Raw genomic sequence first — 10,861 nt, forward strand, 5'->3', positions numbered from 1 at the left:
TGCTTCTCCACGGCACGAGCGGAGCCGGCATGCGTCGCCTCCTGGATACGACGCCGGAGATCCGCCAGCTTCCCCGCGGTCGTATGGATGTCGATGTCGGGCTGTTCCCCTGGGGCGGAGCTCACCGGTTGGATCCCTTCTGGCTGTTGCGGCCGAAGCCTTGGCCTTGGCAGGCGGAGGGCGGTCGTCCGGCCATCGGCCCGCGGGTGAACGAGTGGCTGTGCGTCAGAAGATGTGGTGAGGTGTGTACACGCCCCAGACGTCGCGCAGGGCGTGGGACACCTCGCCGACGGTGGCGCGCTTTCGCAGTGCCTCGCGCATCGACGGCAGCACGTTGTCGGTGCCCCGGGCCGCAGCGCGCAGTGTGTCGAGGGCTCGTCCGACGGCGTTGTTGTCCCGGTCCCTGCGCAGTGCTGCGAGACGTTCGCACTGGTCGGCCTCGATCTGTGGATCGACACGTAGCGGTTCGTAGGGCTCTTCCTGACCGATGACGTACCTGTTGACCCCGACGACGGTCCGTTCCTTGGTGTCGATCTCCAGGGCGATCCGGTACGCGGACTTCTCGATCTCGGACTTCTGGAAACCTTGCTCGATCGCGGCGACGGCACCGCCCCGGTCCTCGACCGACTGCATCAGTTCCAAGGCCGCGGCCTCGACGCCCTCGGTCATGGACTCCATGACATAGGAACCGGCGAACGGGTCCACGGTCTTGGTCACATCGGTCTCGTAGGCGATGACCTGCTGGGTGCGCAGGGCGAGTCGCGCCGCCTTCTGGGTGGGCAGGGCGATGGCCTCGTCGTAGGAGTTGGTGTGCAGGGACTGGGTGCCGCCGAGGACCGCGCCCAGGCCCTGGAGCGCGACCCGGACGAGGTTGACCTCGGGCTGCTGGGCGGTGAGCTGTACGCCTGCGGTCTGGGTGTGGAAGCGCAGCATCTGTGACTTGGGGTTCTTGGCCTTGAACTGGTCACGCATGATGCGGGCCCAGATACGGCGGGCGGCGCGGAACTTGGCGATCTCCTCCAGCAGGGTGGTCCGGGCGACGAAGAAGAACGAGAGGCGCGGCGCGAAGTCGTCGACGTCCAGGCCCGCGGCTATCGCCGTACGCACATATTCCTTGGCGTTGGCCAGGGTGAACGCGACCTCCTGCACCGGGCTCGCCCCGGCCTCGGCCATGTGGTAGCCGGAGATGGAGATGGTGTTCCAGCGGGGCAGCTCCCGGTGGCAGTAGGCGAAGATGTCACTGATCAGCCGCAGGGACTGCTTCGGCGGGAAGATATAGGTGCCGCGGGCTATGTACTCCTTGAGCACGTCGTTCTGAATCGTCCCGGTCAACTGGTCACCCGTCACGCCCTGTTCGGCCGCGACGAGCTGGTACAGCAGAAGCAGCGTGGAGGCGGGGGCGTTGATCGTCATCGAGGTCGACACCTTGCCCAGTGGCAGGCCCTGGAAGAGGGTGCGCATGTCCTCGATCGAGTCGATCGCCACGCCGACCTTGCCGACCTCGCCCCGGGCGATCGGCTCGTCGGAGTCGTAGCCCATTTGCGTCGGCAGATCGAAAGCCACGCTCAGGCCGCCGGTGCCCGCGCTCACCAGTTCGTGGTAGCGCTCGTTGGACTCCTTCGCCGTCCCGAACCCGGCGTATTGCCGCATCGTCCATGGCCGGCCGGTGTACATCGATGGATACACCCCCCGAGTGAACGGGAACCGGCCCGGAGCGCCCAGCTCGGCGTCCGCGTCGAAGTGTGACAGTGCCCGACCGTCGTAGACCGGCTGGAGCGGCAGACCGGACTCGCTTTGCGCAAGGGAATCGGAATCCACGATGGAACCTCCAGCGGTACTCGATGTCACGAGAACGGTACTCAGTTCCGCCATTCTGGGCAAGTGGCTTCTGGGGGCCGGGACGGGGAAGGATGTGCGGTCATGAGCAAGCCACCTGCGCGGATGCGACTCGCGGACGCCGCGTTCGCTCTCTTCGACGAGCGCGGATATGAGAACACCACCGTCGATGACATCGCCGAGCGTGCCGGAGTGGGGCGTACGACGTTCTTCCGGCACTACCGGTCCAAGGAAGCGGTCATCTTCCCCGACCACGACCGGCTGCTGGAGCTGATCAGGGACCGGCTGGCGACCTCCAGCCACAGCACCGCACTCGTCGCTGTCTCGGACGCGGTCCGTCTGGTGCTGCTGCACTACGTCGACGAAGGGGACCTCGCACGCCGTCGATACGCTCTCACCAGCAAGGTGGCCGCTCTGCGCGACCGGGAGATCGCCAGTGTGGCCCGATACCAGCGGCTGTTCCGGGAGTTCATCGCGGACTGGATGGGAGACCCGACGGAGTCGGCTTCGCTGAGGGCCGAACTCATGGCGGCGTCCGTCGTCGCGGCCCACAACCATGTGCTGCGCCGATGGCTGCGAGGGGAGTCGTCCGATCCCGTCGTGGAGGTCGACGAAGCGATGCGTGAGGTGCTGGCGCTGTTTCCGGCGCCCGGGTCCGAGGCGGAGAACGAGCGCGGCACCACCGTCGTCGCGTTCCGCAGTGGACAGGACATCGAAGCCTTGCTCCCCGCGCTACGGCGCCTCGTCGAGGGATAGTCGGGTGCGGGAATCCCGGGGGGCGGGGCGCTGATGGGGATTCTCAGACGCCGTCCGCTGGGCATGATGCATCCTCGTCCCCATGGGGCTCGGCAGCGGCGTGATGATGTCGCAGTCCAGACGGAAAGCGGGGTGGGTCATCCGCGTCGGGGGTGCTTGTCGGCTGCTTGGAGACGACCTCGCCGATTCGGCCTCCCACGGCCAGATGCGGGCGACTGACCGACGGTGCAGCAGGTTGGGGAACGGCCGGAGCCCCGGACCACTTTCGCTCGATTCCGCTCAGAGCCTTCATCGCGATGTCCAATCGTTCGGGCGGAGCACCTGCGCGGCTCCGCCGTGGGGCGGGCGGGTCGAAGAGGGCCGTCCGGCGGCACAGCGCGGCTGTCAGGGCAGGTGACGCGCCGCCGGACGGGGTCTATGGGGAGACGTTGTCAGGTGAGGTGGTGGTGCGGGACGGCTCCGTCGCCGACCGTCCGGCGGTACGCCTTTGCGGCAGAACAGGGGGCGTACCGCCGGACGGAGTGTGAGGGGCTGAACGCCCGCCGAGTGGGATGCCGCGGCGGACCGGATGTGCAGGGTGTCTGCCACGATCAGGTCCCGGCGAGGCGCAACGCGGGCGGTGTCGAGAGGGCGGTGTCGATGGCGTGGTGATGTGGGACGCCGCCACCCCCTTCAAACCTTTGACTTTATGCTTCCACAGTAGACATGGAGACTCTTGGAATGCACAAGTCATACGGCTTTCATTGAGCAATATGCTCAAAACAAGAGGGTGTGAGTGTGATCCCATTGAGCACGGTGAGCTATGAGGAACCCTCCTTCACCGAACTGCTCAACTTCCACTCAGCAGGGGCCCGGGCGGCAACGCCGACTGTGTGGCCGCCGCCGTCACGTACGACCTCATCGCGGGCACCGACCTCACCGACGCCGAGGTCCGCCATGCCGTCGAGCAGGAGTTGGCGGTGACCGTCGCCGATGTCCTGGGCAAGCACCGTCGCCACACGCCGACCGTGCGCGCCGCGCAACAGGCGGATTACCGCAACGCGTCTGACCAGCGCGATCGGCGCGGCTGTTCCGGGAGGCATGGCCTCGGTCTACGTCGGCAGGCCGACGCGGGCGTTGGCCCGGTCGGGCCCGGCCTGGCAGTCGGAGCACACGTGCGCTCGTTCTTCGGTGTCTCGCCACTCGCTCTCGGCGACGTGGGCGTCCGGGTCACCGGACGGAGAAGCCGGCCGCCTCGGTGTCCAAGGTCGTGGTGCTGTCCTGCGCGGTGGCCAGGACGGCGACGTGCCAGGCACCGCGCGGGGACGACTCGGCGTCGGCGGTGGTGACCTCGGCGGTGTAGGTGCAGCGCACGGTGTCGTGCCCGGAGGGCCTGCAGACGGCCGACTCCGCGGCGGCCATGTCCCTGGCGGTCAGCCCCTTCTCGGCGAAGGACGAGTTCTGCGGCCAGGCCAGCACCTTCACGCTCTTGACACCTGATGAGGACGCCGTGACATCGGTGACGAAGGCCAGCGCGTACTCAACCCGACCTGAGTAAGCCGACGAGAATCACAGCCTCCGTTCGCCACACAGCCCGGTGGGGCGCAGCCTGGTGGCCGTCATCGTCCTGGTTTCCGGCGTCCGACACCCCGCCCGACGGCGGAGCCGGAACCATGTCCGGCGCCGCCGTCGGCCTTGTCGGCCCAAGACCGCACACGGTCAGTCGTCGGTCTGAGCCGCCTTCGCCGTGTCGGTGTTGTCGGAGAACACGGCGTCGAGGCCGGTCGCGTAGAACCGGCGGTATTCCTCAAGCGCGTTGCCGTAGTCGGAAGGGTTGTCGCCGACGCGCAGATCGGTCGGCAGGAACGTGTTCTCGTTACGGAAGGTGTACGCCGCGGCCTCCAGGCCGGCGGCATGTGCGTCCTTGACGAACGAGGTCGGCTTGCCCAGTGTCCCGTCCGGGTTTCGCGAGATGACGTTGTCCTTGGACGCGGCCACGATGTCCGCGTACGCCGCGATTGCCTTCAGGCCGGCGGGCGTCAGCATCTGGCGGTACGTGGTCGTGCCACCCGTGGCGAGCACGTCGGCGGGCTTGGCATCCAGGGAGCCGGTCCCCTGCAGCAGCGGGTTCGGGATGACCTTGTTGAGGTTCTTGAGGCTGGAGATTTCCAGCGACTGGACCGCCAGCTTGGCGCCCTTGTTGTCGAGGTGGTTGTGCCGCAGCGTTGCCACGAACGGCTTCTCGAGCGGCAGACCGATCGAGCGGAAGTAGGTCGGGTGCTTCAGCTCGGGGAGCAGGCCGATCTTGCGGTGCAGTTCGCGCGAGAGCCGGTCGCGCAGGTTGATGATCTCCTGGAACGTGAGGATTTTGTAGCGGCCGTTGTAGAGCGTGTTGTGCTGGCGCACCTCCGGCAGGCGCTCCTCGGCGCGCAGCGTCTTGAGTTCGGCCAGTGTGAAGTCCTCGGTGAACCAGCCGGTGATCGAGACGCCGTCGATGACCTTCGTCGTCTTGCGATCGGCGAACTCGGGGTGGTTCTCGACGTCGGTCGTGCCGCCGATCTCGTTCTCGTGCCGGGCGACGAGAACATGGTCCTTGGTCGAGACGAGGTCAGGCTCGATGTAGTCCGCGCCCATGCGCGCGGCCAGGACGTAGGAGCCCAACGTGTGTTCAGGCCGGTAGCCGGACGCGCCACGATGACCGTAGATCGTCGGCGTGGACGAGTCGTCGGCCTGGTGAGACAAGGCGTCGACCCGGGGAATGGAAGCGACGACCGCCAGGGTCGTGAGCAACATCAGCAAAGCGGCCATGACGGACCGCGAGCGGGTGAGTATTGGCATGATCCGAATGCTATGAGCAGCCACGATCGCGCTGGGGGAACGGGCAGTGGCTGATTGGCAGACGCCGGCAGTCGACTTTTCATCGCAAAGATTTTGCATTGCACAGCGTGTGAGCGGCTGGTGGCAAGGCGCCACTGTTCGCGGCGTACCGTGCCGTCCTGGTAGGTCACGCTGATCCATGCCTCGACCATCCGCACCGGTAGCTTCCCCATGCCGAAGGTCGACAGGTAGGAGCCGTCCGGCAGCCGGTCGAGCATCCGCGCGGCGTAGGCGGTCCCGCCTGCGCGCTCCGGGCCGGAGGCGGCGGCGAGCACCCACCCGGGTGCCACATTCGATGGGCGCCAGTCGGCCGGCCCGGTCCGGTGTGAGCCCGCCGACCGGTTTGGATCCAGGGGGAGTTGACCCGACCCGGATGGCACGGCACGGCACAGCAGATACTCGACGCCGAACGCATGATCACCAAAGCGTCCGGAGGCGTACGGCCCATGTACTACCGGGCACCCGGCGGAGCCTTCACCCCCTACAGCCGCACACTCGCCGCCTCCCACGGCATGCGCCCACTCGGCTGGAACGTCGACACCAAAGACTTCGAACAGCCCGGCACCGACACCATCATCGCCACCGTCGAGCGCGAACTGCCGAACGGACCCACACTCCTCTTCCACGACGCGGGCGGCGACCGCTCCCAGACCGTCGAAGCCCTGCGCCGCATCCTCCCCCAACTCAAGGAACAGGGCCACACCTTCGGCTTCCCCGTACGCTGAACCCCCAGCCCCGCCCGGCACGGCCGAACACTCGGGGGCGGGTTAGGGTGGGGGTGCCCGCTCCGGCCCGGAGTGTCCGCCATGGGCGGCCTGGGGCAAAGGGGGGTGGCTGGACGGTCCCTCTGGTACGCCTCGGGGAGCGGAGTAGACGCCCGATCCCACCCCCCTCACCCTCCCCTCCTCCCCTGCACCGTGGGCCGGTGCCTCAGTCCTCGGCTCGGTCGCGCCCGCGCAGCAGGTCCGCCGCCTTCTCGCCGATCATGACAGTGGCCGCGTTGGTGTTGGTCGACACGATCTCCGGCATGACCGAGGCGTCGGCCACCCGAAGGCCCGTCAGACCGTGCACCCGCAGCTGCGGATCGACGACCGAGAGCGCGTCCACGCCCATCCGGCAGGACCCGGCGGCGTGCCCGTAGGACTGCACCGCGTCCCGGACGAACGCCTCCACGGCCCGGTCGTCGGCGCCGACCAGCGGGTGCTCGGCGCCGCGCCACGGGTCGAACGGCGCCGTCCGGCTGATCTCCAGCGCGTGCCGGACCCCCGCGACCAGAGCGCGCAGGTCCTGCGCCTGGTCCAGGTAGCGGAAGTCCAGCAGCGGCGGGGTCCGGGGGTCGGCGCTCGCCAGCGACAGCCGCCCCCGGCTCGCCGGGCGCATATGCCCGACGCCGAAGGTGTAGCCGTACTCGGGCGGACTCTGCCAGGGGTTGGCGAACGGCACGTGGATGAACACGATCTGGAGGTCCACCGAGGCACGGCCCGGCTCGCTGTCGAGCAGCAGGGTCACCTCGCCGAGGTTGCCCGACGGCGGGGGCAGCGGCCCGCGTGACGGCATGGTCAGCCCGGCGAGGATGATGTGGTCCTGAAGGTTGCGGCCGACGCCGGGCAGGTCGTGCAGGGCCTGCACATCGGCCCCTTCGATCTCCTCGGTCGGCCCCACGCCGGAGCGCAGCAGCAGGTGCGGCGAGCCGATCGCCCCGGCGCACAGCACCACTTCGGTGCCCGCCGCGCAGTGGACCGGCTCGCCGTCCACGACCGCGTCGACGCCGGTACAGCGGTCGCCGTCGAAGGTGAGCCGCTCCACCAGGGCACTGGGCAGCAGGTCAAGGCCCGGGCGGCCGAGGGCGGGCTCCAGGTAGGCCGTGGCGGTGCTCTGCCGGCGGCCGTCGGCGATGAGCAGGTCATGGCTGCTCGCCCCGCGCAGTTCGGGCCCGTTGAGATCTTCGGTGAGCGGGTGTCCGGCCTCCTGTGCCGCCAACAGATAGGCCCGGGACAGCGGGTGCAGTGCCGCGGCGGGTGCCGGACGCAGCGGTCCGCTGCTGCCCCGGTAGCGCGGGTCGCCGTGCGGCGCCGTCTCCGAGCGCCGGAAGTACGGCAGGACGGAGGCGTAGTCCCAGCCCGTGCAGCCCTGGCGGGCCCAGGTGTCGAAGTCGCCGGGGTCGCCGCGCAGGAACGCCATGGCGTTGGTGCTGCCGGTGCCGCCCACCGTGCGGCCGCGCGGGACAGCGTGCACATGGCCTGTCGCGCTCTGGCGTACCGTGCGGAACGCCCAGTCGACGTCCGTGCCGTACAGCGCGGGCCAGGTGTGCGGGGTGGTGATCCGCGGGCTGCTGTCGGGGGCGCCGGCTTCGACCAGCAGGACACTGCGCGCGCTGTCCTCGGTGAGCCGGGCCGCCACTACGCAGCCGGCCGTCCCCGCACCGACGACCACATAGTCGTGGGTGAGGGTGCGGGTCACAGCGCCACCACCACCGTCTTGGTCTCCAGGTACTCCTCCAGGTTCTCCCGGCAGGTCTCGCGGCCCCAGCCGGACTCCTTGGTGCCGCCGAACGGCAGCGCGGAGTCCGCGGCCTGGTAGCAGTTGACCCAGACCTGTCCCGACTCCACGGCGGCGGCCATCCGGTGGGCGCGCGAGACGTCCCTGGTCCAGACGGCCGCGCCCAGCCCGAAGCGGGTGTCGTTGGCCAGCCGCAGCACTTCCTCCTCGGTGTCGAAGGGGACGGCGCAGACGACCGGGCCGAAGATCTCCTCGCGTATGGCGCGCGAGTCGGGCCGGACGCCGACCAGCACGGTCGGCTCGACGAAGTAGCCCTCGCTCTCGGGGGCGCGTCCGCCGGTGACGGCCCTGCCGCCGTCGGCGAGGCCGATCCGGATGTACTCCAGCACCCGGTCGCGGTGTTCCGCGGAGATCAGCGGGCCCATCTGTGTGCCCGGCTCGGTGCCGCGGCCGAGCTTGAGCGAGGCCGCGTGGTCCGCCAGCCGCCGCACCACTTCGTCGAAGACGCCGCGCTGGACGTAGAGCCGAGATCCGGCGATGCAGCTCTCCCCCTGGGTGGCGAAGGCGCCGGCCGCGGCCCCGGCGACGGCGGCGTCGAGGTCGGCGTCGTCGAAGACGATGTTGGGAGACTTGCCGCCCAGTTCCAGGGACACCCGCTTGAGGTCGTCGGCCGCGGTGCGGACGATGGCCTTGCCGGTCTCCACCGAACCGGTGAACGTCACCTTGTCCACGCCCGGGTGGCGGACCAGGGCCGCGCCGGCGCTCTCGCCGTCCCCGGTCACATAGTTGACGACGCCGGCGGGGATGCCGGCCTCCAGGGTGAGCCGGGCCAGCAGGGCCATCGAGACCGGGGTCTGCTCGGCCGGCTTGAGCACGACGGTGCAGCCGGTGGCCAGGGCCGGGGCGAGCTTCTTGACGGCCATCAGCAGCGGCAGGTTCCAGGGCACGACGGCGGCGACAACGCCGACGGGCTCCTTGAGCGTGTAGGCGTGGAAGCGGCCTCCGGAGGCGGCGGGATAGGAGACCGGGATGGTGTCGCCGGTGATCTTGGTGGTCCAGCCGGCGTAGTAGCGCAGGACGTCCACCGAGAACGGCACATCGAAGTAGCGCATCTCGTCCAGGGGTTTGCCGCTGTCGACCGAGTCGAGCGCGGACAGCCGTTCGGCGTGCTGCTCGACGAGGTCGGCGAGCCGCCAGATCAGCCGCCCGCGCTCCTGGGGCGTCATCGTCCGCCATGCGCTGCCGGGGGCGAAGGCGGCGCGGGCTGCGGCCACCGCCCGGTCGACGTCGGCGGCCTGCCCGGCCGGGGCGTGGACGATGATCCGTCCGTCGGCCGGGTCGTGGACCGGGAAGGTGCCGCCGTCGAGGGCGCCGACCCACTCGCCGTCGATGAGCATGGTGCGGGCGAGGAGGATGTCGTCCTGGATGTCGCGGGTGTCGGCCATGGCTGTGCCTTCCTGTGGATGCGCCGGTTGTGGGTGCACGGGGTCTCTAGTGCTGCGACCGGAAAGGTTCACCGGCTCGCGACGCCCGGCACGGCACTTCCCCAGCCTTCGGCCGGGAGGTGCCCCCACGCCGCGTTGTCGCATCACCCGAGTACATCCAGTACGCGGGAGATGCTCCGCCTTGCGATGCACCGCACCGGACGCCGCGAGCTTTCCGGCAAACCTTTCCGGCCACAGCACTAGCGGCCCGTCAGGCGGATGCTGATGCTCTTGACGTGCGTGTAGTGGTGGAGGGCCTCAATGCCTTTCTCGCGGCCGTACCCGCTGTTCTTGTGGCCGCCGAAGGGCATCTGGACCGACTGGGTGGACCAGGAGTTGATGTAGACCTGCCCGGCCTCCAGGGCCTCGGCGACCCGGACGGCCCGTGAGATGTCGGCGGTGAACACCCCGCCGGCCAGGCCGAATTCGGAGTCGTTGGCCAGGGCCACCGCCTCGTCCTCGGTGTCGAAGGGGATGACGACCAGGACGGGTCCGAAGACTTCCTCGCGGGCGATGCGCATGTCGTTGGTGACGCCGGAGTAGACGGTGGGCTCGACGAAGAAGCCGCCCACCAGGCCCGGTTCGTCCGGCACCCGGCCGCCGGTCTCGGCGGTGGCGCCCTCCTGCTCGGCGATCTTGAAGTACCGCTGGACGGTCTCCCACTGGCCGCGGGTGATCATCGGGCCGATCTCCTGGCCGGGTCGCAGTCGGCGGGTGGCGGCCACCACGGCGGCGGTGAACTCCTGGTGGATGGTGCGTTCGACCAGCAGCCGGGTCCCGGAGGAGCAGACCTGGCCGGCGTTGGTGGTGAACGCGCGCACGGCCTCGGTGGCGGCGAACTCCAGGTCGGCGTCGGCGAAGACGATGTTGGCGGACTTGCCGCCGAGTTCCAGGGTGAGCGGCAGCACGCGGTCGGCGGCGATCCGCCCGATCTCCTGCCCGACGGGCACGGAGCCGGTGAAGGCCACCTTGCGCACCAGGGGGTGCCGCACGATCGCGGTGCCGACCTCCGGGCCGCGGCCGAGGACGACGTTGAACACGCCCGGTGGCAGGCCCGCTTCACCGGCGATGCGGGCCAGCGCGACGGTGGTGCGGGAGGTGGACTCGGCGGGTTTGGCCACGATGGTGTTGCCGGCGGCCAGGGCGGGGGCGCAGGCGCGGGCCGCCTGGTTGAGCGGCAGGTTCCACGGGGTGATCACCCCGACCACGCCCAGCGGTTCGCGCAGGGTGTAGACGTGCAGGTCCGGTCTGATGTCGAGGACGTCGCCCGCGGGGAGGTTGACCAGCGCGGCGTAGAACTCGAAGTACTCGGCGGCGCCCTGGATCTCGGCCCGGGACAGGGCGAGCGGTTTGCCGGTGTCGGCGCTCTCCGCGGCGGCCTGTGCTGCGTGAAGTACGGGGTGACGGCCGAGTACGTGCTCGGCCTGGAC

7 protein-coding genes and 2 pseudogenes are annotated in these 10,861 nt (G+C 69.6%); 2 read left to right on the plus strand and 7 right to left on the minus strand.

Annotation, left to right across the window (positions count from 1 at the left end; genetic code table 11):
- Positions 1-225: 225 nt before the first annotated feature.
- Complete coding sequence (locus ACWEKM_RS44060; RefSeq protein WP_451626942.1) at positions 226-1,818, minus strand: acyl-CoA mutase large subunit family protein; 1,593 nt, start codon at positions 1,816-1,818, stop codon at positions 226-228.
- A 102-nt stretch (positions 1,819-1,920) separates the two neighbouring features.
- Here ACWEKM_RS44060 and ACWEKM_RS44065 point away from each other — a divergent pair, with 102 nt between their 5' ends.
- Positions 1,921-2,592, plus strand: a complete 672-nt coding sequence (locus ACWEKM_RS44065) for a TetR/AcrR family transcriptional regulator (protein ID WP_451626943.1) — start codon at positions 1,921-1,923, stop codon at positions 2,590-2,592.
- Positions 2,593-3,392: 800 nt separating this feature from the next.
- Here the strand turns inward: ACWEKM_RS44065 and ACWEKM_RS44070 are convergent.
- From ACWEKM_RS44070 to ACWEKM_RS44080, 3 genes and pseudogenes are all read right to left on the minus strand, one after another.
- Positions 3,393-3,590, minus strand: a complete 198-nt coding sequence (locus ACWEKM_RS44070; protein ID WP_451626944.1) for a hypothetical protein — start codon at positions 3,588-3,590, stop codon at positions 3,393-3,395.
- A gap of 211 nt (positions 3,591-3,801) precedes the next feature.
- Positions 3,802-4,116: pseudogene (locus tag ACWEKM_RS44075) on the minus strand (DUF5707 domain-containing protein); the annotation flags it as partial.
- A gap of 174 nt (positions 4,117-4,290) precedes the next feature.
- Positions 4,291-5,409, minus strand: coding sequence for a glycerophosphodiester phosphodiesterase family protein (locus ACWEKM_RS44080; RefSeq protein ID WP_451626945.1), 1,119 nt, complete (start codon positions 5,407-5,409; stop codon positions 4,291-4,293).
- A 425-nt stretch (positions 5,410-5,834) separates the two neighbouring features.
- On the opposite strand from ACWEKM_RS44080, the pseudogene ACWEKM_RS44085 reads away from it, so the two are divergent.
- Positions 5,835-6,173, plus strand: a pseudogene (locus tag ACWEKM_RS44085) (polysaccharide deacetylase family protein); the annotation flags it as partial.
- A 205-nt stretch (positions 6,174-6,378) separates the two neighbouring features.
- Here the strand turns inward: ACWEKM_RS44085 and ACWEKM_RS44090 are convergent.
- The 3 genes from ACWEKM_RS44090 to ACWEKM_RS44100 form a co-directional block, all read right to left on the minus strand.
- Positions 6,379-7,908 (minus strand): GMC family oxidoreductase, encoded by a 1,530-nt coding sequence (locus tag ACWEKM_RS44090; RefSeq protein WP_451626946.1) that lies wholly within the window; start codon positions 7,906-7,908, stop codon positions 6,379-6,381.
- Positions 7,905-9,392, minus strand: coding sequence for an aldehyde dehydrogenase family protein (locus ACWEKM_RS44095; RefSeq protein ID WP_451626947.1), 1,488 nt, complete (start codon positions 9,390-9,392; stop codon positions 7,905-7,907). Before ACWEKM_RS44095 ends, ACWEKM_RS44090 begins: the two co-directional genes overlap by 4 nt.
- A 239-nt stretch (positions 9,393-9,631) precedes the next feature.
- Positions 9,632-10,771: an aldehyde dehydrogenase family protein gene (locus tag ACWEKM_RS44100; protein WP_451626948.1), complete on the minus strand. Its 1,140-nt coding sequence runs from the start codon at positions 10,769-10,771 to the stop codon at positions 9,632-9,634.
- Between the last annotated feature and the right edge of the window lie 90 nt (positions 10,772-10,861).

This window comes from Streptomyces sp. NPDC004752 (assembly GCF_053601275.1).

Bases quoted from the DNA above. Each gene is read 5' to 3' on its own strand.
- ACWEKM_RS44065 (WP_451626943.1), top strand. From the start codon at position 1,921: ATGAGCAAGCCACCTGCGCGGATGCGACTCGCGGACGCCGCGTTCGCT.
- ACWEKM_RS44080 (WP_451626945.1), bottom strand. From the start codon at position 5,409: ATGCCAATACTCACCCGCTCGCGGTCCGTCATGGCCGCTTTGCTGATG.
- ACWEKM_RS44095 (WP_451626947.1), bottom strand. From the start codon at position 9,392: ATGGCCGACACCCGCGACATCCAGGACGACATCCTCCTCGCCCGCACC.